This window comes from Legionella jamestowniensis (genome assembly GCF_001467745.1).
In the GTDB taxonomy this organism is placed as follows: domain Bacteria; phylum Pseudomonadota; class Gammaproteobacteria; order Legionellales; family Legionellaceae; genus Tatlockia; species Tatlockia jamestowniensis.
Window position 1 is genome coordinate 191,252 of sequence record NZ_LNYG01000013.1, and the last position, 24,557, is coordinate 215,808.

Here is a 24,557-nt window from a genome sequence, read left to right on the forward strand (position 1 = left end):
CCGCCATAGCAAGACCGATATGGGCGAGTATAGTAATGTCAGCCTCCCCAATCGAACCACCCGATGGAAATACCGGGGTAATATTGTTGTTTAAAAATGCGGCAAACATCTCCACCACAGCGGGTTGGGCCCCCGCATTTCCGAGTAAAAGCGTATTAAGTCTTGCAACCATTGCAGCACGCACCACTTCCCGTGGTGCATTGGGTCCTACTGCAGCACTGGTAGCATAAATATCATTCATATTAAATTGCTCTGAGTCCTTGTGAGCCTGCGGTGTTAAGACATTTCCCTTGAAAATTGTTTTATCTTTATTTAATCCTACACCACGATTCAGCCCATATACCGGCATGTCTTTTTCTGCAGCCAACAATAATAACTGGTGTGAACGTTTTACTTTTTCTAAGGCAAGAGAATCAATTCTAACGTGGGTATTTAATCGTGCAATTTTAACCACATCCTCCACTGTTAAATTGTGTCCATTAAGAACTATAGGGTGTATAGCTGCGTTATTCTGCGCAAAACCATAAGGTGCTATAAATAGAATTGTGGTAATAAAAAAAATTTTACTGAGAAGCGCAACTGAATATTTCATGGTTCATAGCCTTGCTAGATAATTTAAGACATCAAAATCGTTTTACACCTAAATAACAGTCCTTGTCTTTTTCATCCTCAGAGGAAAGTGAATTATTTTCCTCTATTACAAAACGAATTGCATCGAGCTGAACCTTTACAGTAAGGCTCATGTCATCATGGGTTATAAAGTTATGCCAGTGGATGCTTAAGGGATCTATTTTTACTGAGACGCTTAAATTGTCCAAGGCTGTTACACCTCGTTTTAAAGCGTTGACTTCTTTTTCTGTCCCACTCAACAATAGTTCTCCTTTCTCATCCCTTTGCTCTTTTTCTCCGCCAATAAACGTTAATTCATCCAAATATAGAACGGTATTTTTTTTAAAATTTAAATGTTGTTGCGCATAAATGAAGAAAGTTTCAAGTATTTCTTCGCCGGTGGGTTGCCTACCGAAACCGGAAAAACCAGACCAATGCCAAACACCACAAAATTTTATGGGACCTCCATGTTCATTATGGAAATTCCCTCTCATAGCAATTGCAATGCAGGTCGTCACACCATAGGTCTCTAAGAGGTGATTATTTGTGGTAAAAGCAACTTCATCCATACCAAGTTCAATTTTAGTTTGCTTTGCTCTAAACATAGATGCTCGTCATCGTGTAAAATGAACATACAATATACCACATGATATATTTTTGCACTAATATTTGGATGTTTTATTAAAATTTAACCTTGTTACAGAAGAGACCATAACCCTATCCTACAATGGTCACTATTTCCCGAATCTGGTATTGCTATTGGTCAATTTTTGAACTATATTTGGGGTATGGATAGTATTTGTGACACAGCTAACAGCGAATGGTTAGGAGTCCTGATTTGTAGGCATGGTGTGCAACTGTTTAAGCCTAAAATGTCTCGAGAGGTTCCAAATTTTTAAGTAACAACTGGATGGCGCAAATACTATCTATCATTAGCTTCTAGCAGAAAGCAAACTTCCCTCTAATTCTAATTGATTTTCTAAAAAGATATCCTGTTTAAATGGACTTAGGTTCTTGACAAAAAAACCAATCACATGCTTACCCAGCCAATTTTCTTTACCATCAAAACGCTTTACTATAGTGGCCTGTTGCGAGGTACCAATTAATAGTTTATTCACATAACTTAAGCAATCATTTTCCCCAGGCTTCATTTTCAAAACCATGTAGTCTACTGTACATGCATGCGTGACTTGTAGTTGCTCATGAAAGGCAAGCATTTCAACGATTTTCTCCCCAGACACTATACGGTGCTCTCCTTGTGAAATTGGTCGTTTTAAATCAGACTGGGCAGTTGAAAATTCCAGGATGAGTGGTGGGCTCTGTTCTTCAATTATAATTTTAATAAACGCATGTTGTCCTAAATAGCCTTCCAGGCTTGGACTAATAAATCGTGCCCGCAGCGTATTGATCTCATAAGTGATAGATTGATTTTGTAAAAATTTTTTAAATGCAATTTCATCATTTTTAAAATAATCAGTGAGTAACCTTTGTTTAACTTCCTCTTTGTATTCGTCAATAGACCACATTTTATTTTGCTGCATGGATTCTATGCATTCATACATGCCATCCAAACAAAATTTTAGCTGTCTAAAAAATTCATTTTTAAATAATTTTTTGGGTATCCTAAAACCAAAGGTTGCCCCTAATAACAGGCCGGTAACCAAGCCTATAGCAAACGAGGAAAAAGGGTTGTGAAAATTCCAGAGCCCCCTGGCAAACCCTGCAATACTCCCTATTAATCCGCTGGTTATTCCCAAAACCAGGGCCAAGATGCTGGCACCCAAAGTAATTAAACCGCGAATAATCTTCGCCTGCATGGAGTTTACTTTTGTTATCGCGATTAACCGTTGGTATTGCGTAAGAACCGTTGCCAAAGCGTCTTGTAGTTCTTCTGTTGGTGATAATTCCAAGTTGACTAAGCGATGAAAATAGTTAAGGAACTGCTGAACTTCTTTTAAAAAGGTTAGTGTAAACGCCGTATTGTTTTCCTTTAGGGTATTGATAAGCAATAGTAAATGATACTTGATTTCACTGGGAGGCAGACTAGAAATTTGTTGCATGCAAACAAGTAGGGTATTGGTATATTCCGCACTTTTCATAGTCTCACTCAATGAGGGATTTTTAATAGGATAGCCAAACCCCATTTAAACTAAAAGGTTTTGTTCGATGCGGAACAGCAACATGCAAAATATTATTTCATTGTGATGATAAATTGTATAAAATTGCTTTTTTTTCTTCTTCAAGAATTAATATAATGCAAAAAGAATACTTCAACTTTCATTTTCATTTCATTCTTAATCAATGGAACTTCCAAGCGCTGCCTGTTTTAAAGCTTTTTCTTTACCACGTCATTCAGTATTGGAATCCTGAGAATCCTCAAGATGCATTAATAATTAAACGGGAGTGGTGTAATTTTGCAAACCTTATTCAGTTGTATCTTAAATACATTGACGATGCAGCGCCCGATGAGCAACTTGACGAAACCCAAAAAGAATACAAATCAGTTTTCGTTCAACGAATTCATAATGTTTATCAAGAATCACTAGCCATTGCTGAACACACTATTCGTGGTAAAAGAATAGCCGTCTTAAGAGGATGGGCCGATCAGATCCTCATTCCCCCTCCTGATCTTCCATCCGTTCCTCCCTTAATTGAACACTTACCTCCAAGCCCTCAAATGGAGCATGCGTCAGTTTCCCAGATTGAAGTCATTTCAAATACAATCCCTCTCTCTTCGTCAATCCCTCCTGAGTTGCCGAATGAGTTACCCTCAACTCTCCCGCAACCGGAACCCATTTCAAAAATAGTTATCGAAAATGCCGCCTATTCCGTGTTTTCGTTTTGGCAAAAAGAAACAACGTACCAACCATTTAGCCCAAAAGAGGATGATTTGCTCTTAGAAATGTTGAAAAGATCCGATATTAATCCACAAGAGCCAGAATGGTCAGAGGCGGATTTAGAGTGTGTTATGAATAGCATCTAAAAGCTTTTTACGGCATCATGGCTCCCTATTTCATTTAAGCACGTGTAGGGAGCCATCAATGGGTTTCAAAGTCAAATTTACATTCCTGCAAATTGATTATCCGTGTTTTCTTTAGCCATTTATTGCCTAACCATAAGAGTAAAAATAGAGGCAATCCGATATAGGAAATTATTAACCCATACCAATCAATATGGTTATTCATAAAAGCTGCATAATTTTGACCGCCAATAATAACCAGACATAACCCGAAAGCAAACAAAGGGCCGTAAGGATAGCCTTTGGCCAAATAAGGCAGTTGGTGCAGATCTTTTCCTTGAGAAATGTAGGCCTTTCGGAAACGATAATGACTTATCGCAATCCCCATCCAGGCAATTAAACCTGCAAGGCTACCAGCATTAAGCAGCCATAAATAGACAATCCCATTGCCGAATAAGGACGATAGGAAAGCCAGGAAGGAAATAGAACTGGTCACTAGTAAGGCCTGCATAGGCACACCGCGCTTATTCACCTTGGTAAAAAGACGTGGTACCTGGCCTTCTTTTGCCATATGCCAAAACAGTCTACTTGCCACGTAAAGTCCTGAGTTTGCCGTGGACAGGATTGCAAGAAGCACAATTCCATTCATAAACATCGCAGCCAAGGCGGTATCATACTGCTTAAAAACCAGGGTAAAAGGACTCATTGCGATATTAGCATCGTTCAACTGTGCGGAAGTATAAGGAATTAAAAGACTAATAACGAAGAGGGATAGTATAAAAAAAAGTAAAATACGCCAAAAAACCAACTTAACCGCTTTACTTACATTCTGCTTGGGGTTTTGGCTTTCGCCCGCTGCAATACCTAACAACTCTGTTCCTTGAAACGAAAACCCTGCCACCATAAAAGCGCCGATGAAACCTAGTAAGCCTCCGTGAAAAGGCGCATCCCCTATTGTCCAGTATTTAAATCCCACCGGTTTATAACTTGTTACTCCTAAAATCATTGCAAAGCCACTAATAATAAATAAGATAATGACCGTCACTTTAAGAAAAGAAAACCAGTATTCCGTTTCTCCAAAGACACGGGTTGATATAGCATTAAACCCAACAATTAGCGTCAAAAATAATCCACACCACAACAAGGGTGGGCTGTCAGGAAACCAAAAGCGCATCACTAATGAGGTTGCTGAAATTTCAGAAGCGATGGTTACTGCCCAACTGTACCAATAGTTCCATCCCAATGCATAGCCTAACGAAGGATCAACAAATTTAGCCGCATAGACACAAAATGATCCCGTTGTTGGCATAAAAGCTGCCATCTCGCCTAAACTGGTCATTAAATAATAAACAACGCAGCCCATAATGAGATAGGCAAGTAAGGTACCGCCTGGTCCCGCAAGTGAAAGCGCATTACCACTGGCCAAAAAAATACCGGTCCCAATTGAACCCCCGAGCGTAATCATGCTTAGCATCCGGGCATTCAATTTACGCTGCAACGAAAATTCTTGCGATATTTCGGACATTTCTTTCTTCCCTGAAAAAACCGTATCTAGGTTTGGATGTCATTTAATCATTTAGAAATTCACACAATAAACGTTGGAAATGGTGTGTCCCCTGCTCTTTCGTAGGTGAAAATCGACCTGTGTCATAAAAGCGGGAACGAATACCGCGCTGCACTGATTCCACCACAGCTTCGTCTTCCCGCTCCACCTTATCAAGGTCGCCACCTGCTCCTTTTCCCAATTTGGTTTCATCCTGTACATAGGTTAAAAACGATACTTTAGTTAACTCAGGGCCAAGTGGTTTAACGACATTCACCGAACAACCCCAAGGATAAAAATTAAGCATCGTGTTGGGGAATATCCAATAATAGTAAGCAGCCACCTGCTTGCCATAATCTTGTGCATCCCCGGGTAAATTAAAACTTTCCTCGCCATGGTTGGCCAAAGCCAGTTGAAGGTTACAGTAACGGTACAATTCGGTCGTGTAGGTACTGCAGTCAATCACTTTTCTTAAGGAATGATGGACAAAGGGAATGTGTAAGGCTTCCAGGTAATTTTCACAGTATAATGCCCAATGCGCTTTCACCAGATAATCACGTGACCGATTGCTATCAAGTCGCATTTTTTCCATAGGAAACCAAAAAAGGCGTTCTTTAATCTCAGCAAACACGTCATGGAAGGGGATGCGCGGTGATAATGAGGCAAAAATAAAAGGATCAAGGCAGTCAAAAGGTATGCGGGGAAGATTATCTTTTTCGCTAGGAAAGTTTTCAGTTTTTTCAAACTCTGGCATATGCAAGAACTGGCCGCAGAGTGAGAATCGTCGTCCATGGTAGGCACATTTTATTTTATTGCCTGTGCACGGGGCGTCTACCAAAAGGTTGCCACGATGGGTACACACATTGCTGAAGCAATGCAACAGATTTTCTTCGTCACGCACAAACAACAGCGGCTCGTCCAAAAATCCAGGAAGTAATGTGGAAGGCACGAGCTGCCCACTTAGTCTTAGGGCTTCTGTACTTAAACAAAACTGCCAGGTTTGCGCAAATATTTTTTCTTTTGCGTGCTCATACCAATCGAGGGAAGTATAAAATTCAGAAGGGATAGTAGATGCTTTTTCAATATCGGGATCAACAAACAGTGATTTCATAATACCTCCTGTAAAACTATCCTAAAGGAGGCTTAAGCTATTCATTTTCTGAGTGGCTGTCAACTTTAACGGGAAACTTTCCAAAACGAAAAAATAAAATATAAAGTAAAACAAAAATAAATAAAAAAATGACGATGGCATAAATCATGGCATCAATACTGCGTGCAAAAGTCGCATTAATGGCATAAAAAACCATTAAAAGAGTGGAGCTAAACGCATTTCTAAACATATAGAATCCAGCAATTTTATTATGATCCAGGCAATTTTGGCTGATAATTTGGGAAATACCATAAGACCACGCTGAAGTAATGCCACCTAAAAGTGCCAATACAATGGATAGATAGATAGAGTTTGCATACAGCACAAAAAATAGCATACTGGATAATGTAAGGCTAAAACAGATTGTTAAGCTTTTACGATTTGCATTGTTTTGGAACATCCGGCCTACAGACATACCCCCGAGTAAAGAACCTATCCCACTTAAGGACAAAATCATCCCCACAAACCACTGGGGATGATTAAGTTTTAAAACAGGAATGATTAAAAAACTAATAAAATTAGTCCAAACTGTCGTTAACGAAAACGTTAACAATAAAAGGATGGCTAAAGGGTGGATCTTAAATTCATTTAAACGAAAAACGGCATTACTTAAATTAACGTCAATACGGATATAGTTTTTATTTAATCGAGCCAAGGGTAATAAATAAAGGAGGATTATCAGTATTGCAAAGATTACAATCATTTCGCTGGCAATTACTTTAAACAGTAAACTGGCAACCAGAGGTGATACAATATAACTGAGTGCTGTAGTAGCCAATCCAAGGCTTACGCCCTTCCCTCTTTTTGCTTCAGGCAACAGTAAAACAATCGATTTATCAAACAGACTGATTTCAGTTGAGCTCATAATGAATAACACGGTAATACTGAGAATAATCCCTATCAAATTTACAGGGTAGTGATTTATCAAAAGGGCAAGAATTGCAAGCGTAATGGCTTGAATTAAAAGGACCGTGACAAGGAGTGACTTTATCTCTTTCTTATCCATAAGGCGCGTGATGAAAAATGCTGAAAATACCATGGGTAAATTGATCAATATGCCTAGAATTGATAATTCAGCAATCGCAAAGCTTTGCTCAAAAAAGAGGAATAAGAGGGTAAATAAAACAGTTTTTATGCTCAATACATAAAAAGTTCTGATGGCCCAAATACTATAAAAAAGCGTTTCATTCAAGCTCTAGTCCCTCCTATGGACTCTGCAGCATTCGTAGTTGTGGAGAGAAATTTAGATAAAAGATGCCTGCAAATACTTAGATTTTAGCTAAGATAATAAGTAATTGCCCAAAAACATTGAACTCTATTAGCGAATAAGTTGAAAAGCATGGCTGAAATTAAAATTCATGACACCGTCGCAATTTTTGATTTTGACGGAACAATTACTCAAAAAAATACCACAGTGCCTTTTTTAAAGTTTCTCTGGGGTTACTATTTTGCATGGAAATTCATGACGAAATTACCTAGCGCCATCGCCTATCAATTACAACTTATTGATATTGATCAATTAAACAGTGCAATAGCGAAAACGTTTCTTAAAAATTTATCGCGTGATTTTCTCTATACAACCGGTGAACTTTTCTCGAATAGAATTCTTCCTGGCTTGGTAAAACCTTCCGCTTTTTCCCGCCTACAATGGCACAAAGAACAAGGGCATTACTGTATTTTGGCTACCTCAGCTTACAATATTTATGTGGATTATTGGGCAAGACAAACAGGCTTTGATGACATTGCCTCCACTCGAATTGAATTTAATGAATCTAACCAGGCTACTGGACACTTAGAGGGAAAAAGCTGCAATGGTCCAGAGAAATTAAGACGTGTCCTTGAGCTAATTCCAGAAGCAAAAACCAGCTATGCCTATGGGGATAGCACAGGCGATAAAGAACTTTTAGAGTTTGCTACCTATCCCTACTACAGGGAATTTAAATAACGCTATTCTCAAGATTAAGAGATTTCTCAAACGGAATTGCTGTCTTTTCTTAATGACGTTAGTCTATTGCAAGACTACACTTATGATTAATGGTAGTTGCAAATCAGAGGAACAGGATGTTCCGCAAACGATAAGTGCAAGGACGCGCTTAGCCACTGTAAAGTGGGATTTGCAACTTCCAACTTCTTTTTTACCTTCCCTGCACACCTAAACTGTTACCTAATCGTAGCTCAATTGTTATTTCTTCCAGGATATCATTCAAAAAGTCATCAGCAGTTTTAAGTTCAATTAACTCATGGTTATAAATCAGTGCTAACAGATCCCCTTTTCCACTGCTTCGCACCATTAAATTTAATTTTTCAGGATTATTATAATTCCAAAGGGAAACTTGCTTTTGCTGATTAACAATGTTTTCAAGAATATAATCAGCCGAGTAAAAAGGAGGGGTATCCGCTAAAGTCGTATAATGGTTAAAAATAAACTCAGGTTGAATATAATGCCCCTGTTGTATATCGTTTAGTAACAAGGGATTTTGAAAACGTTGTATAATATCAAGAATCATTATCTGCACTTTTTGCAGTTGGCTGGCAAAATCAACGTTTAACTCCACAGGAATAACTACAGGGATATTATCAGCATAATATCCAATCATATCATCGGACTTAAGCTTGCCCCTATTCGACTTCACAAGGCTTACATACACTTCTTTATTATTGAAGGTTTTTGCAATGGCGCGACTGAACATATAAAAATAAAACACATATTTTGAAATTTTGTTTTTACGGCATACATTCTCAATTTTCATGGAATTTTCTTTGGAAATTTTTCTATAAATAAAACCACCAATATAATTTTTTTTAGCTGCCTTTATAGTCTGCACACCACTAAATTTTCGCAATTCATCCCAATATCGGTTGTAATCCTCCAGGTATGCCTGATAATCACTTTGCGAAGCGGCATAACATTCCAAATAAGTTTCATCTTGTGGTTGTTCAGCCGTTGGATGCCTATAGGCCTTTTGCAATTCTTTTAAAAATAACTCCGAAGAAATCCCGTCACATATAAGGTGATGAAGCCTGATTAGCAAGACAGGACGACTTTGAGAATGATAGATAAGATACCACTTTAGTAAAGGGGGCTTATTAATCGCTATAGGATCAGTTAATAATTCCCCTATTGTGTTATACAGCTCATTTGTTTTTATTATTTTTAAAGGCGGCACTTCTTTTTGTTTTGATAGAATCAATTGCAACACGTTTTGATCATCAAAATAAGTTCTTAACGCAGGATGTTTACGGACACAAATACCCATTGCCTCATTCAAGCGATCGATATCAATATTCACATCGACCTCTTTACAAATAGGAATATAGAATGGCAATCCATCAGGGTGTCCTTGATAGGATTGCCACAAATTTTGTTGTAAAAAAGAAGCATCTTGCTTATAAAAATTAGATATACTTGTGATGTCTTCCGTTCTTAACTCCTTACTTCTTTTTTCAATGGCTGCAATCCAGCGATTCAATAGCGCTTCAGCATTCTTTTTAGATACTTTATCGGTTCTATATTTTAATGAAAATTTTAGTGCCTCCTTGCCTAATAACACTTTGAATGACAGCGTTCGTGGTTCATCCCCCCATAAATAGCTTTGGACATTGCCACTTTTTACCGTAGCCACTTTTAAACTGGTATTCGCTAAATCCAATTCAGAACTTCTCTGAAAATCAAACGAAACCATAGGCGGTTGGTACCCCATGTCTTTAACCATTTCCATCCGTAAATATTGCTTATCCATAAGTGCTAATAGTTGTTGCTGAAGAACTTTTGTCTGTTTGAGAATATTGTCCTCTTTTCTCGCAATAACGATGACATCATTTGTTGTATCGCCAAATACGGATGAAAAATGTCCATCTTCCCGTCCTGAAAAAAAGACTACAACCCCCTGCTGTTCTCTGTTAAATTGTTCAAAAAGAATCTCGAATAAATTTGCCAATAAATAATTGCTGAGAGAGAGTTTATTTTGTTCAATAGGCTTAATCGCTGAATGCAATGTTTCTAATGGCAACGTAGAAGACACAACCTCAGCCTTTTTTTCTATGTTCTGAAGGGAACTCTCCCAAAGACGTAGGTCATGTCGAACGTAGTGAGACATCTCCTGATACAAAGGAGATCCCTCACTACGTTCGGGATGACGGTCGTCTTTTTTGATGTTTTCCACAGTGTGGTTGGTATACTCAGAAGGAACATCCAGAGGGATACCCTTTAATGAATTCATCCAATAGTCACGTAAATTGGTATCCAATTGATAATGAATGGTATTCCATTGCCAATTCACGTATTGATAATATTGCTTCGTGGATTCTATAGGTTGATTTTCATAATCGAGAATTACTTCACCGATGAAAGCATTTACAGTATTTCCATCACTAATCAAATGATGGAAAACGAGCAGCCACCGGTATTCGTCTTCAGCGACTTTTATTAACTTTGTACGTATGAGCGGTGGCATTTTTAAATCAAAAGGCGCGGATAAAAACTCGCTTACTTCTTTTTCATTATAATGGGAACCTATCTCAAGATTAATCACTGCTTGTTGATGATAATGCTGGCTTACCTGGCCTAAAACCTCATGAAATCCAACTTGGAAAATATCATGGCGTTCGCCCACTTTCTTCACAGAATTTTTAAATTCCTCTACGTCTAAAGATCCTTTAATAGCCAATTCCATAGGGATTTGATAAGCCCGGTAATCTTGGCAATGTTTAAGAAAATTCCAAATTTCCTGTTGTTGTAGGGAAAGAGGCGTACTGTTGGGATGAATTTCTTTTGCAATGACGGTCTTTTTTGAAAGCGCTGTTGAATTAATTTTTTGCGCGAGCTCTTCAGCCGTAGAATACCTAAAAATGTCTTTTGAAGTAACGACATTTCCTCGACATTTAGTGTTAATTTTATAAACAACTTGAGCGGCTAGAATAGAGTCCATGCCTGCTTCAAACCAATTGTCACTTACTGATAATTCATCTGTTGTAAGTTTTAGGATTTGTTGGACGATTTTTAAAATATCCGCCGCGACACATTGGGACTCCAGGACGTTTTCTTCATCAGACTCTACAACAGTGCTTTGCGCTGAATGCCCCTCTTCTTCTATCGCATTGATATCACCATTAAATTGGGCAATGATAATATTATTTTCTTTTTCCTGCGCCCCTAAAATCAATTTAATAATTTCAGGATCTAAAGGTTCAATGCCTTGCATCGCTAGATACTCAGTCAGTTTTTCTTCATTGTTTTTAAACAAACCAGTCTTTGTAACTGGCCCTAAGATTAAATTAAAACTTGGTTTACCTTCTGCCTTTCGCTGCTCACCTAAGGCGTCGAGGAAGGCATTGGCTGCTGCATAAGCGGCTTGGCCTTGATTGCCTAAAACACCTGAGATGGATGAAATACAAATGAATTCTTTTAAGGGATGATTAGCCGTTGCCAAGTGCAAATGTAGAGCACCCAGTGCTTTACCAGCAATAATAGCCTTGATCTCCTCATTGCTGGTTGCAAGCCATGGTTTATCAATTGTAATCCCTGCAGCATGGATAATTACCCCTAAAGGAGGCAATTCATGTTCAATTTCAGCAATTAATTGGGTAACCTGTGCCGATTGACTAACATCACATTGTTGATAATGAACCTGCGCTTCTCCCTTCTGTAAAAAGGATTGAATAGACGTTGACCAAGCTGCAGGGGTTTTCTTACGACCCACAGCAACAATGTGTTTTACCCCTAATTCCAACAGGGTTTCAATTAATATTTGTCCAATGCCGCCACAGGCTCCTGTAACCAGGTAGGTATTTTCTGGGTAAACTTGCCGGTTTCCCGTCAATAAATTTGGCTCGAGTGGGAGAATTTGACGTCTATAATAGGCCTGATTTTCATACCTTAGTACCCAATGCCCATTGATTGTATTTTGCAGGCTATGCACCCACTGAGGATTATCGTTTAGGAAATCCCCTTCCAAATACCGTACCTGCCAGACAGGGTATTCTTGTTTAATTGATTTTAATAAAGCAAGCGAGGCACGCCCGGTTTTTGAAATTGCATCCCGAGGTTGATTATTTAAAAAAACAAAAGGTTTTTCTGGGGTATTTTCAAGTAAGAATCTCGTTACTAACCCTATGTTATTAAACTCTGTTTCAACCTCATCGTCGTTCGCATTACAAAAATAAACCAGGGCTTCAGCTTCGTTAATTTTCTGCAAAAACTCAGGTTTGACGAAGCGGTCCGGAGTGATAAAATTTATGGTTTTATAGTGGTTTCTTAAAATCAGTAACAAGGGTGCTTCAGAAGAAATAGCAGGACTAATAATGGTCAATTCTTTATTTTGATAATTACCTGTCGCAGGCTTCTCTGTCAATTGACGCCAACCAAGCTTATACAAATTTTTCCTCCAGGAATAGCTTAAATTTGCAGGTTTATTTTTAGGGGTTGGCAGCCAGTATTCTTTACCAAAAAACGGATATTTAGGAAGTGTATATTTGGTCACATCTGAAAGGGGGTTTAAAAGATTCCACTGGAGATCTACCCCTTTTAAATAAAGGATACCCAAGCTTTCGCACAAAGAGGGCCAAGGCTCCTTCGGATCGCGAATAGAAGGTACAATCAAAAAATTACATGCATCTTGAGCTTGGGCAGTTAAAACTGCTTTAGGGCCAATTTCCTGCACCAAGGTTATATTTTTTTCTGCCAAAGTCTGCAAACCTTTGTGGAATTCGACTGTTTTGGTCAGATGTTCGCACCAATAAGAGGCATCAATTGTATGGGATAATTCAACGCCGGTCACATTGGAAATGATAGGGATCTTTGCAGGTTTATAATCAATCGATTGTGCCTGTTGATAAAATTTATCAACAATGGGAATCATTAATGAAGAATGAAACGCATGCGAAGTTGCAATTTTTTTACAACGCAGCTCCTGTTGCAGGCAATAATTTTGCAAAGCGTCTATCGCTTCTTTAGTTCCTGAAACAACGGTTTGCTGCGCACTGTTTTTAACTGAAATGGTTAATTCGGGAAAATGAATTAACAAGGTTTCAACCTCATTTGCCGATGCTGCAATGGCAAGCATTGCCCCATTGTCTGGCAATGTATTAATCAGTTGTGCCCTTAAACAAACTAATTGCAAAGCCTCTCGTAAAGACATTACTTCCGCCACACAGGCAGCCACATATTCACCGAGGCTATGACCAAGCAATAGCGCAGGCTGAACTCCTAACGAAAGAAACCATTTCGCCAGGGCATATTCAAAAACAAATAGGGCAGGTTGGGCAAAGTGTGTATGATTGATATCTACCTGAACCGGTGTATGGAGTAAAACATCTCGTAATTTATAGTCCAATAAAGGTTCTGTGATAGCACAACACTCATCGATGATTGCCGCAAAAGCAGGCAATGTATGATAGAGGACGGCAGCAACGTCAGGTTCAAGGCAGCCCTGCCCGGTAAATAACCAGGCTACCTTATTTTTTTCATTTGCTTTTCCCTGTTGCCACTCCTTTGTAGTCAATGCCTGTGCCCAATCCTGGCAATTTTTCGCGACAATAAAAGCTCGATGAGAAAAATGGGTCCTTTCTGTCAGCGATTTCTGGCTAATAGCAGCAAAATCACAACCAGTGAGGGATTGACTGTAATCACAATAGGTTTGTAGGTAGTGTTTCAGCGTTTCCTCATCGCGTGCGCTAACAACCCAAAGGTAATGGGAGCGAGATTGTTTTTCTTCAGTGGCGGTTTCCTCTCTATTAAAATTACCGAGGATAATATGCGCATTGGTTCCGCTAAAACCAAATGAACTAACGCCTGCATAACGATATTTCTCCTGCCAGGGCAATAATTGAGCAGGAACTTGCATCCCTTCTTGCTGGGTAATTTTTGGATTAAATTGTTTTAGGTGCAGGTGGCCTGGGATTTGACCGTATTGAGTAGCAAGTACCGTTTTTATAAAACCGGCTACCCCTGCTGCTGCTTCTAAATGACCAATACGCGTTTTTAAAGAGGTGATATAAAGCGGCTTTTTACGTGCGCTGGCATAAACACGGCGTATACCTTCCCATTCAATAGGATCACCTAAGGATGTTCCTGTGCCATGGGCTTCCACATGGGTGATCTGATCAGGCGTTAGATTTGCCGATTTAATAGCAGATTCCATGACTTCAATTTGAGCCCCCACGTTAGGGGCGGTTAAGCCATTACTGGCTCCATCCTGATTGACGCTGCTGCCATGAATAACCGCGTAAATTTTATTATTATCGCGCAATGCATCGGCTAAACGCTTTAAAATAACAATACCGCACCCTTCACCCCGGACATAACCATCAGCTTCCGCATCAAAGGTGCTGCAACGATTTTTAGGCGACAACATGGCGCTTTTGCAGAAAATAATATTTCCTTCAGGTGATAGAATAAGATTAACCCCGCCGGCAATGGCTAGATGGCAATCCCTGTCTTGTAAAGCACGGCTAGCCTGATGAATGCTGACCAATGAAGAAGAACAGGCCGTATCAATGGCCATACACGGACCATGGGTTCCTAAAAAATAGGCTATTCGGCCTGCAGCCGTTGCAAAGCTTGTTCCCGTTGCCTGGTAAGTGTTTAATTCCTCCAGCGGGACTTGTTTTTGAATTAGCGCATCATAATCGTGAGTACTTATCCCTAAGTATATTCCTGTTTTACTGTCTTTAAGCTGTTGCGGAACAATTCCGGCATCTTCAAGGGCATTCCAGGTCACCATTAACGCCAGACGTTGTTGGGGATCAAGATACTCCGCCTCTCTTGGCGAAATATTAAAAAATTTAGCATCAAACCGTTTCACGTCGGCTAAAAAACTACCAGCCGTGGTATACATCATCCCTTTTTTATCCGGATTTGGATCATAATATTGTCGAATATCCCAACGTTCCTGAGGTATTGGTCGAATACTATCGCTTTCGGTCTGCAAAAACCTCCAAAACGCTTCTATTCCAATCAAATTGGATTGTTCATCACAAGGAATTCGGCAATCCATTCCAATTACCGCAATGGGTTCATAAGTTTGCTGCGGCTGGCAAGAGGTCACTTGCAAGTGATTAGTAAGGCGTTGGGTTAACGCATGAATGTTTGGAAACTCCCAGGCCATTAAAGGATCTAAATCCTGCTGAATATATTGCTCAAGCTCACTCATCATAGAGACAAGTTTTACCGAGCTAAGCCCGTATTCCGAAAAGGGGCGATGTTCGTCAATGTGGTTATAATCAATTTGAGTATTGATAGACAACCATTGCTTCAACCAATGAGAAACGACGTCTTGTTCACTTTGCGTAAAATCAATGGTCTGCGTTTTTGGAATGTCTTTGCTAGCTTGTTTTAATCGGGCTATAATGGAAAACTCTTCATTCAAATAAGCTTGCTTGCAAGCATTCCTTTGAACTTTTCCACTGCTTGTTTTTAGTAAACGCTTAGGTGGAATAAGCACAATATCCGTAGGGATGATATCTTGGGCTTGAAATACATTATCTTGAATTTTTGCGAGAATGTCTTTATAGACTGCAGCATCAAGGTGATTTTTTACTTCAGCAACAATGATGCATTCTTCAGATATTTCCCCTGGAATTGAAAATGCAGCAGCTCCGTCAATAATCAAATGACTATCAGAAGTATAACAAGCTTTTTCAACGTCCTGAGGGTAAATATTGCGTCCATTAATAATCATTAAATCCTTAAGGCGTCCAGAAATTATTAAGTAACCTTCGTCATCAATAAACGCTAAATCTCCGGTACGCAAAAAAGGCCCTTCACCATTGGCGGTGAATGCATTAAATATTGAAGCTGTTTTTTCTTCATTACGATAATAGCCTTTGGCAATACAAGCTCCCTGAATCCAAATTTCGCCTACGCATCGCTTAGGCAACTTCTTATTAGTATCCGGATCAACAATCCTTAAAGTGAATGGACTGGCAACCTTGCCGCAACGCACAACTTCGATGGCATTCCCTGTTTGATCAGGTACCGCCCTCCCTAAAGCAAGTTCATCTTTATTAATCAACAACGTTCTCGAGTCTGCAGACTCATCAACATGCACAGAAATGACTAAGGTCGCCTCAGCCATTCCATAGCCCGGTCTCACCGCACCAGAGCGTAACCCATAAGCACTTAAAACTTTTTCAACGCGTTTAATCGTTTCTGCTTTTACGGGTTCTGCACCATTAATTAAATAATTTACATGCGACAAATCCAACTCAGGAATAGATTTTTGCTGTTCCAAAGAGGTGATGGCCAAATCATAAGAAAAATTAGGTGCCATTGTGTAAGTACATTTTTCTTCACTAATTTTTTGCAACCAAAAGAAAGGTTTTTTTAGAAAAGTCAGTGGCGCCATAAATACACAGGTTCCACCAGCATAAAGAGGTAATAAGGTGTTCCCTATTAACCCCATATCATGAAAAATAGGCAACCAGGATACACAAGTATTTACTGACTCCATCCCAACATAGTCAATGGATAATTCTAAATTACGAACAATGTTTTGTTGTGTAACCACTACTCCTTTGGGTGCTCCGGTAGAACCAGAGGTGTATTGCAAAAAAGCAATATCCTCAGGAGCAGCTGTTGGAATAATTAAGTTTGATTTTTCCAACTCTAACTCATCAACACAAATTAGTGGCGCAGTGGGAAACTCAAAGTGATTAATTTCGCAATACTTTTTTATCTTTGCAGTGGTTAGTACTATTTTAGCGTGAGAATCTTCAACAATTTTTAATAAACGCTGTAAATGACGCGTTTGTCGAGGTGGATATGCGGTTACGGCAATATTGTTAGAATGAAGTATTGCTAAAAAAGAAACGATATAATCAAGACTTGATTCAAACAGTAATAAAATAGGTTGCTGCACCTCTTTATTGTTTAAAGTAAAAATCGTGGTTGCTAACGTGTCAATCTTTTCGGTCAATTGCCGGTATGTTAATTCTTGAGAGTTTTTAAAGTTACCTTCTAAAAATTTTAGAGCTATTTTATTAGGATTACTCTTGGCATGATGATATATTTTCTGTAATAAAAGTTCATTAACCATAGTCACTCCCAATACCCTCGGTGAAATAATTTTAGGATTACTTCAACATCACTAATTCTTTTTCATTAATGATGCATTCGATATAAGTAATTGCTTCTTTAATCAGGGCTAATTGTTGAAAAACTAAAACAGGGTGTCGCAGGCTTTTTGCAATACAGAAATATAACCAGAAATACCATTTTATTAGCACCAAATAGACACTTAACTGGAGTTCTTCACGCATCAAGGGATAAGCCTCCTGAAAAGCACGTGCTTTATTAGGATTTAAGAATAATCGATTGTTTGAATACTCTGCGGACCAAGCTATCAATGTATCTAGATAATCAATTTTATAGTCAAATTCGGAAGCTGTTTCCCAATCAAGAATCCAAAAATCATTGTTTTCCGTTGTCCATAACACATTCTTTGGTTTTAAGTCGTTATGACATAGCGCATTTAAAGAAGCCTCTTGTAGCGCCTGAAAAAATAATACCTGATTGCAGACTAAAAAATTTGCTATGCTTTTTAGCCGGGGGAATAAGTGAGTAGTTTGCGATAATTTACTGAATAAAGTCCACCATTTGCTCATGATCAATTGTTCAGCGATGGTATAATATTTCTCTCCTTTCTGTTGGGCAAACGCTTTGTCATAATTTTCTTGTGTATGATGTATTTCATTCAATTTAGCAGCGATAAGTGAAACCATTCCTGTTTTAATTTTTTCATTTGCTAAAATTTGGCCATTCCTATAAGGGTATAAAAGGAACACGTTGTCTTTATTTTCCAGGAAAACCCCTTTCTTTCCTTCAACAGCACAAACCACATTCCCATGTTGATTTTTTGCAACATTCTCTACGAAGGTCAGTGATTGCAGCAGCTCTTCCCGATTTGTTTGATAATCTTTAATATACTGCATGATATTAATATCTTTGATAACACATTTGCCCAGTGAGGTATTCGCAAGGAAACTTTTATTCGTATCACCACCTGATAAATTTCTTAAACTCTCTTGATTAATTTGAAGATCCCAAAATTGTTCTATTTGACGAATTATAGTTGTCGTTATCATAACTTCCTCATCTGGCATTATCGTTACTGATATCACTACAGAGATGACTCTTGAAATTCAACACTAAGCTATTGTTAATATTCAATTGTCTTTTATCACACAGCATTGTTCAGTATAGTACAGGTTAATTCTTTTTGATTATTTTTTAATCAAAAATATTATTTTTTGGGATGAGGGGATATAAAAAGAACTAAAGCCTGGGAGAACAATCCAGGCTTTGATTCGTAGAGTTTTCTAGTATCTATAGTGAAATTATTGATTAAATGCTTTCTTCAAAGCATAACTTGAAGTCGCATAAGCCAATAACGCAGCATCATAATGCGAGGGCAATGCACAAAAATCGTGAAGAATCCCACCACATTCCATGAATTGAGCCTCATTACCTGCATCCACCAATTGTTGGAAATATTTTTTCGCATCATCATGGATGGGATCGCATTCTGCAGCAATGATTAATGCGGGGGGCAAGTTACTAAAATCTTTCTGAAACTGGGGATTGGCGATGGGATCTTTCTCGTCTTCGGGTTTGGATAAGTATTGCTTTCTCATCCAGTGAAGCGTCGCTGTTTCAAGAAAATAACCACTCTCAAACGTTTTATCGGAAGGCATAGTATTGTTTAAATCAGCCCATGGATAATAAAGTAATTGAAAGCAAATATCCAAATCTTTGTTCTTTTTGGCAAGATGACAAATACTTGCGGCAATATTACCACCCGCACTGTCTCCACCAACAGCGAGCTTACCATTGCAACCAAATTCACTCGCATGTTTTTGCACATAGCGAGCTACATGGTAGCAATCCATATGGGCAGTCGGGAATTTATGTTCCGGGGCGCGGCGAAACCCTACAGCAACCACCAGACAATGTGCCCCTTCGCAAAGGGCTCGGCAAGCATAATCCAGAAAATCAAGTTCACCAAATACAAATCCACCCCCATGGCAGTAAACCAGTGCAGGCAAATGTGTTGCCTCTTTTTTGGGTTTATATAAACGGACTTGAAGTGTTGTCCCTTCAATATCAAGTGTCTTCTCTTCAACGTGGACATCGATTGGTTTTAATTTTCCTGAAACCGGTGCTGTCAATTGATTGAAAGCCTTTCGTCCCTCCTTTGGCGGCAACTCAAGAAGGTTACTGCCATTTAAAGCTGTTTTTGCCCGTTCATTCAAACGTTCAATAAATGCCTTTGAATCGGGGTGAAGTGGTCTGTTCATGATAGGATCCGTCCTTAGAAATTATTGGAATGAGGCCTGGTATCAACTTAAAAATAGCAGAAAAAAACAATGTTGTAATAAAAATTTAACTAACTTTTTCCTACTGCAACTTCGTTATTTTTAGGGCATTCGACTGCTGCTGTATTACGATGAAAACGCATGAGTGTGTAGTTGGCACGGCTAACAGCATTATCAATTGCTATTTTAGGCAATAACATACCAGAGAATATTGCTTCCAATGCTTCGTCATTAATAGCCCTTATCAAATTTTGCGGTCCGACGTGCACTTTTGTATTAACATGCTGATTTGTTAATTCATCGTATGCAAGCTTAATTACAGGATGCTCATTTTCTTCAGCAAGTACACTGTATATCCCAGAGAGGCCCAAGGGTAAATACCCTGTATGATGGTGCCATTGTTGCTGTATGGCAGGCTGGGCCAGGTAAGCGAAAAATTTGGCTACCCCTCGGTATACAGTGGGTGTTTGCCCAGCAACAGCCCACAGGGCGGCACCTCCTGCGATATTATTATGACGTAAAGCACTCGTTTCCGTATCTAACGGGAGTGCAGCCACCCCTAATTTAAATTTTACTAACCCCGATAAACTGTTATAACTTCCGGAAGATTGACTAAACAAAGGGCAGCGACCACTGGTAAATAGGATGGTGGCATCACTCGCGCGTCCACCATATTCGAAATAGTGTTTTTTTTGCCAATCCTTAAGGCGCGTCAGATGCTTGACAATAGCCCCATTGTTATAAGTTGCCGTGGATAAGGTGGGGTTTGTCATTGGTAAGCCATGAATTGCAGAAAATGCTTCAATCTGTATCCAGGCAGGGTAGGCAGTGGTGTAAACACAAGTAAAACCAGCTTTGCGCAAATCTGCTGCTAAAGTCTCCATTTCTTGCCAGCTGCGGGGAAAATATTCCCTGGGGTAGCCAATCTTCGCCAAAGCCTCAGCATTATAAAACATGACAGGTATTGAAGTATTAAAAGGCATGGCCATTAACTGTTCATGATCACTATAAAACGAGCGTATCGCAGGAAGAAAACTTTCTTTGGGTAATCGCATGCCTTGTTCTTTCATAATTTCATCCACAGGCTTAATAATGCCTTTGGGAAATAGCATGGTTGTTGTACCCACTTCAAAAATCTGCACAATGGCGGGAGGTTGTTTGGCCCGAAACGCTGCAGCAAAACTTGTCATTGCTTCCGTGTATTCACCTTTATAAACGAGCTTTACTGAATACTCATTTTGACTTTTATTAAATCCTGCAACCAATTGCCTAACTTCACTACCCAGATGACCTGCCATGGAGTGCCACATTACAATTTCGACAGGCTTCGCCAAAAGGCTAGATCCTAGAAAGAAAAAGATAAAGAAAAAGAAAAATCTCATGACAACAGGTCAGGGTAATCGCTAAATACGGCATCCACACCCCAGTCAAAAAGCTTTTTAGCCTGCCGCCTACGATTCACTGTATATACAAGCAATTTATAACCTTGCCCTTTAATTTCCTTCACGCGTGCTGCTGTAAGGGCGCGTTTATTGCAATGAACGGAATAACAAGCCAACTCTTTAGCTTTTTCTAACCAATCTTTATCCCATTGATCAAGTAAAAGACCTAAGGGCATCTCCGGAGCAAGACTTCTGCATAAGGTTAATGCAGCTAGATCGAAACTGGATATTAATGGTAAGGGTTTATTTTGTGGCCAGTAGCGGTTGATATGTGACAAGACAGCCACAGTAGTTTGCTCTGTTGTTCCTGGATAAGGTTTAATTTCAATATTGGCCTGTACATTTGAGAAGGTCAACCATTCCAATGCCTCACGAAAATGGGGAATTTTTTCACCACGGTAGCGGCGTGAAAACCAACGTCCAGCGTCCAACGATTGCAAATACTCAGCAGTCACCAATCCAATTTCACCCCGCCCATCAGTTGTGCGTTTCAATGTTTCATCGTGAAACACAAAGGGTTCACCATCAGCACTCACCATAACATCAAACTCAAGATAACGACAACCAAGTGCTAGTGCTTTATCAAAGGCAGCTAACGTATTTTCGGGCGCATAGGCCGAAGCACCCCGATGACCAATTATTTTTTCAATTGTTTGTGACTGTTGCTGCATTACTACCCTCTTCTCGATTTGAAGCTACCTCAACAATAGCATTCATCATCAACTCGTTACTAACAGTCAATGAGGGGGCTGGAGAAGCAGCAACCTCAGTGGCTAACATCATTGTATTCTTTGCCCGATAAGCTTGTGGTTGTATAGGAGTAGGCTCACCCTCAGTTACTATTAATGAGTTTAGGCTGTACTTCTGTGTGGGATAAACGTTGTTCAATCTACCAATTTCATCGTTGACAAGTTTATATAAACGCTCCCGGAGTTGTCCTTTAACTTGCTGTACCTCTTCCAAGCTCGGCTTGAATTCCACCCCGTTAATGGTGTATGTAGCGCCGGGTTTACTTACGTCTTTCGCACTTTGATAAATGTTGGTTAAACTGGCTTGGGGAACCCTCGCTTCAGCAGCCACAAATAATTTTTCCAATCCAGAGCTGTCTTGAGACCGATCAAACTGAGTCAGGTGCCAATCGCCTGGTGCTATTTTTGCGAGAGTGCTCATAATGTCGGCTCTTGCTTTTACTAGATCAGCATTGGATAAAGTAGCATTGACATTCACAGTGAGCAATGCCGTTTGAGTGGTAACCCATTGTCTTGCAGAAATTTGAAACATGACCTTATCGAGTATCGGCTTAGGCTGGGCAGCAATTGATAGTGAACTGCTGATTCCAAGGAGAAGCAAAGCTGTCAATTTTTTCATTCAAATGTCTCCATCGCGTTTGTAGTCAGTTTACACCAAGAGAGGAAGGCTTCCAATTTTTTAGCCATGTCAGTCAGGAAAAATAGCCAGTAGCAAGTAACAAATAGCTGACGGAGCAGCTGAATTCTACTAGCAAAGGGTAAAAAATTAACAACGGGACGAATAAAAGTGAATACCTTAAAATCATTTTTTACGAATAATATACAAAAAAAGAGATAGACTGTTAATAAGGACTATTATCACCATTGATTTACTTATTGAATGGGTCTATAACATGTGCACGAGAAATTCTTGGAGCTTTACCAATGATGTCTGTTGATCTAATCAAAAAAAATGAAACCAGCACCCTAGTTCAAGATGATTTTCTTGATTATGCACTTTCTCATGGATTTGGCGATTTACATTTTAAAGTGGATTGCGAAACAGGAATGAAAGCCATCGTCGCTATACACAGTACCAAGCTTGGACCAGCTCTGGGCGGCTGTAGATTTATTGAATACCCCAGTACTGCAAGTGCTATCAATGACGCAATGCGCCTTGCAAGAGGCATGAGCTATAAAGCAGCCTCTGTTAACCTACCACTCGGTGGTGGCAAAGCAGTGATTATCAAACCCAACAAGCCTTATGATCGTGAAGCTTATCTTCATGCTTTTGGTCGCTTTGTTAATGATTTAGGCGGCCGGTATATCACCGCTTTGGACAGTGGCACACAATTAAGTGATATGGATATTATCGCGCAGCATACTCCTTATGTCGCCAGCTTGTCCCGGCATAATGGCGATCCTTCACCTTATACTGCAAAGGGCGTTTTAAGAGGCATTGAAGCAGCGGTCGAATTTAAACTCGGGAAAAATCAATTAAATGGCCTTCATATTGCCATTCAAGGTCTAGGTCATGTGGGCTATTTACTGGCCTCTCATTTACATGAGTTGGGTGCCAAATTAACGGTGGCGGATATTAATCCCCGTGCTGTTCAACGTGCTGTGGAAGAATTCGGAGCTACGGCCGTGTCAACAGACATGATCCATCGGGTTCCCTGTGATGTGTTTGCCCCTTGTGCTCTAGGTGCAGTTATTAATGATATTAGCATTAATCAGCTACAAACGACGATTGTTGCAGGGGCTGCCAACAATCAATTGGCTCACACTTATCATGGCCCCATGCTTCATGAAAAAGGGATTCTTTATGCAGCGGATTATGTCATTAATGCCGGTGGCTTAATTTTTGCCGCAAGTAAATATTATGACACCCCAGAAGCGCAGGTTAACCAGCAAATCGATGGCATTGGTACTTCTCTTTTAGAAATTTTTATTCGCTCCCGGAAAGAAAACCGCCCCGAAAGTGAAATTGCTGATACTCTGGCTCAAGAGAAACTAGCTTAATTAACGAATCAATACCCTTTGATATCAAAGGGCATACTAAAGGTGGTAGGATGAAACAACATTTAAATCTAACGCCAGAGCTCTATAGTTATATGTTGGATATTTCTTTACGAGAAAATCCTGTTCTGCAAGCATTGCGGGAAGAAACCTCAACGTTGCCCCTTAGCAATATGCAAGTTGCGCCAGAGCAAGCTCAATTCCTGCAATTTCTAATTCGTGCAATTGGCGCCAAAAAAATACTGGAATTAGGCACCTTCACAGGATACAGTGCCCTAGCTATGGCTCTGGCCCTGCCTGAAGATGGACAGTTAATTACTTGTGATATTAACACTGAATGGACCTCCAAAGCCCATCCGTACTGGCGTGAAGCCAAGCAAGAGAAGAAAATTGAGTTACGCCTAGGCCCTGCCTTGACGACGTTACAGAATTTACTGACAGAAGGCCACGCCCATAGTTTTGATTTCATCTTTATTGATGCCGACAAAACTAATTATGTAAATTACTATGAATGTGCCTTGCAGCTCATTAGTCCTTGCGGAATCATTGCAATTGATAATATTTTTTGGGATGGCAATGTAATCAATAAAGAGGATACGAGTGGGCAAACTCGGGAAATAAAACGTTTGAATGAAATTATAAAGCAAGACAATCGAGTGGATGTAAGCTTGTTAGCTATCGCTGATGGACTTTTTCTCATCAAAGCTCGCCCTTGATTGCCAGCCACTGCAAAAAACAAGGATTTTAAGCAGGCAATGATCTCATTAAACTGGTCACTTTCTTACTAAGTGACCAT

General features: G+C 39.6%; 16 protein-coding genes. 4 read left to right on the top strand and 12 right to left on the bottom strand.

Going from position 1 to position 24,557, the window contains the following annotated elements:
* The 3 genes from Ljam_RS14905 to Ljam_RS05300 all read right to left on the bottom strand — a co-directional run.
* Nucleotides 1–592 (bottom strand): aromatic amino acid lyase (locus tag Ljam_RS14905; protein WP_162262915.1); only part of this gene is annotated, 592 nt, incomplete at its 3' end.
* 31 nt (nucleotides 593–623) lie between these two features.
* Nucleotides 624–1,214: a hypothetical protein gene (locus Ljam_RS05295; RefSeq protein WP_058449087.1), complete on the bottom strand. Its 591-nt coding sequence runs from the start codon at nucleotides 1,212–1,214 to the stop codon at nucleotides 624–626.
* Nucleotides 1,215–1,541: 327 nt separating this feature from the next.
* Nucleotides 1,542–2,708, bottom strand: coding sequence for a hypothetical protein (locus tag Ljam_RS05300; protein WP_058449088.1), 1,167 nt, complete (start codon nucleotides 2,706–2,708; stop codon nucleotides 1,542–1,544).
* A gap of 155 nt (nucleotides 2,709–2,863) precedes the next feature.
* Between Ljam_RS05300 and Ljam_RS05305 the strand changes: the two genes are divergently transcribed.
* Entirely contained in the window at nucleotides 2,864–3,592 is a 729-nt protein-coding gene (locus Ljam_RS05305; RefSeq protein ID WP_058449089.1) for a hypothetical protein, read from the top strand.
* Nucleotides 3,593–3,647: 55 nt separating this feature from the next.
* Here the strand turns inward: Ljam_RS05305 and Ljam_RS05310 are convergent, their stop codons facing one another.
* From Ljam_RS05310 to Ljam_RS05320, 3 genes are read right to left on the bottom strand one after another with little or no spacing between them, the layout of a single operon-like run.
* Nucleotides 3,648–5,093 (bottom strand): amino acid permease, encoded by a 1,446-nt coding sequence (locus Ljam_RS05310; RefSeq protein ID WP_058449090.1) that lies wholly within the window; start codon nucleotides 5,091–5,093, stop codon nucleotides 3,648–3,650.
* 43 nt (nucleotides 5,094–5,136) lie between these two features.
* On the bottom strand, nucleotides 5,137–6,222 hold the full coding sequence (locus Ljam_RS05315; RefSeq protein ID WP_058449091.1) for an SRPBCC family protein: 1,086 nt from the start codon (nucleotides 6,220–6,222) through the stop codon (nucleotides 5,137–5,139).
* A gap of 37 nt (nucleotides 6,223–6,259) precedes the next feature.
* Nucleotides 6,260–7,453 carry an MFS transporter gene (locus Ljam_RS05320; RefSeq protein WP_058449092.1) on the bottom strand — a complete coding sequence of 398 codons (1,194 nt, stop codon included), beginning with the start codon at nucleotides 7,451–7,453 and terminating at the stop codon, nucleotides 6,260–6,262.
* A gap of 147 nt (nucleotides 7,454–7,600) precedes the next feature.
* Between Ljam_RS05320 and Ljam_RS05325 the strand changes: the two genes are divergently transcribed.
* Nucleotides 7,601–8,206, top strand: coding sequence for an HAD-IB family hydrolase (locus tag Ljam_RS05325; protein ID WP_058449093.1), 606 nt, complete (start codon nucleotides 7,601–7,603; stop codon nucleotides 8,204–8,206).
* Nucleotides 8,207–8,396: 190 nt separating this feature from the next.
* On the opposite strand, the gene Ljam_RS05330 is transcribed toward Ljam_RS05325, so the two are convergent.
* The 6 genes from Ljam_RS05330 to Ljam_RS05355 form a co-directional block, all read right to left on the bottom strand.
* Complete coding sequence (locus Ljam_RS05330) at nucleotides 8,397–17,294, bottom strand: type I polyketide synthase (RefSeq protein WP_058449094.1); 8,898 nt, start codon at nucleotides 17,292–17,294, stop codon at nucleotides 8,397–8,399.
* Between the two features lie 37 nt (nucleotides 17,295–17,331).
* Nucleotides 17,332–18,342: a phosphotransferase family protein gene (locus Ljam_RS05335; RefSeq protein ID WP_162262916.1), complete on the bottom strand. Its 1,011-nt coding sequence runs from the start codon at nucleotides 18,340–18,342 to the stop codon at nucleotides 17,332–17,334.
* 252 nt (nucleotides 18,343–18,594) lie between these two features.
* A complete protein-coding gene (locus tag Ljam_RS05340; RefSeq protein ID WP_058449096.1) occupies nucleotides 18,595–19,554 on the bottom strand; it encodes an alpha/beta hydrolase in 960 nt (319 codons plus the stop codon).
* A gap of 89 nt (nucleotides 19,555–19,643) precedes the next feature.
* Nucleotides 19,644–20,954: an extracellular solute-binding protein gene (locus Ljam_RS05345; RefSeq protein WP_058449097.1), complete on the bottom strand. Its 1,311-nt coding sequence runs from the start codon at nucleotides 20,952–20,954 to the stop codon at nucleotides 19,644–19,646.
* Nucleotides 20,951–21,685: a glycerophosphodiester phosphodiesterase gene (gene ugpQ / locus Ljam_RS05350; protein WP_058449098.1), complete on the bottom strand. Its 735-nt coding sequence runs from the start codon at nucleotides 21,683–21,685 to the stop codon at nucleotides 20,951–20,953. The genes Ljam_RS05345 and ugpQ overlap by 4 nt, the downstream gene beginning before the upstream one ends.
* A complete protein-coding gene (locus Ljam_RS05355; RefSeq protein WP_058449099.1) occupies nucleotides 21,660–22,382 on the bottom strand; it encodes a hypothetical protein in 723 nt (240 codons plus the stop codon). The genes ugpQ and Ljam_RS05355 overlap by 26 nt, the downstream gene beginning before the upstream one ends.
* Before the next feature lie 305 nt (nucleotides 22,383–22,687).
* Between Ljam_RS05355 and Ljam_RS05360 the strand changes: the two genes are divergently transcribed.
* Entirely contained in the window at nucleotides 22,688–23,764 is a 1,077-nt protein-coding gene (locus Ljam_RS05360) for a Leu/Phe/Val dehydrogenase (RefSeq protein WP_058449100.1), read from the top strand.
* 50 nt (nucleotides 23,765–23,814) lie between these two features.
* Entirely contained in the window at nucleotides 23,815–24,477 is a 663-nt protein-coding gene (locus tag Ljam_RS05365; RefSeq protein WP_058449101.1) for a class I SAM-dependent methyltransferase, read from the top strand.
* The last annotated feature ends 80 nt before the right edge of the window (nucleotides 24,478–24,557 follow it).

Bases quoted from the DNA above. Each gene is read 5' to 3' on its own strand.
- Ljam_RS05295 (WP_058449087.1), bottom strand. From the start codon at position 1,214: ATGTTTAGAGCAAAGCAAACTAAAATTGAACTTGGTATGGATGAAGTT.
- Ljam_RS05300 (WP_058449088.1), bottom strand. From the start codon at position 2,708: ATGAAAAGTGCGGAATATACCAATACCCTACTTGTTTGCATGCAACAA.
- Ljam_RS05305 (WP_058449089.1), top strand. From the start codon at position 2,864: ATGCAAAAAGAATACTTCAACTTTCATTTTCATTTCATTCTTAATCAA.
- Ljam_RS05310 (WP_058449090.1), bottom strand. From the start codon at position 5,093: ATGTCCGAAATATCGCAAGAATTTTCGTTGCAGCGTAAATTGAATGCC.
- Ljam_RS05315 (WP_058449091.1), bottom strand. From the start codon at position 6,222: ATGAAATCACTGTTTGTTGATCCCGATATTGAAAAAGCATCTACTATC.
- Ljam_RS05325 (WP_058449093.1), top strand. From the start codon at position 7,601: ATGGCTGAAATTAAAATTCATGACACCGTCGCAATTTTTGATTTTGAC.
- Ljam_RS05330 (WP_058449094.1), bottom strand. From the start codon at position 17,294: ATGGTTAATGAACTTTTATTACAGAAAATATATCATCATGCCAAGAGT.
- Ljam_RS05335 (WP_162262916.1), bottom strand. From the start codon at position 18,342: ATGATAACGACAACTATAATTCGTCAAATAGAACAATTTTGGGATCTT.
- Ljam_RS05340 (WP_058449096.1), bottom strand. From the start codon at position 19,554: ATGAACAGACCACTTCACCCCGATTCAAAGGCATTTATTGAACGTTTG.
- Ljam_RS05345 (WP_058449097.1), bottom strand. From the start codon at position 20,954: ATGAGATTTTTCTTTTTCTTTATCTTTTTCTTTCTAGGATCTAGCCTT.
- ugpQ (WP_058449098.1), bottom strand. From the start codon at position 21,685: ATGCAGCAACAGTCACAAACAATTGAAAAAATAATTGGTCATCGGGGT.
- Ljam_RS05355 (WP_058449099.1), bottom strand. From the start codon at position 22,382: ATGAAAAAATTGACAGCTTTGCTTCTCCTTGGAATCAGCAGTTCACTA.
- Ljam_RS05360 (WP_058449100.1), top strand. From the start codon at position 22,688: ATGATGTCTGTTGATCTAATCAAAAAAAATGAAACCAGCACCCTAGTT.
- Ljam_RS05365 (WP_058449101.1), top strand. From the start codon at position 23,815: ATGAAACAACATTTAAATCTAACGCCAGAGCTCTATAGTTATATGTTG.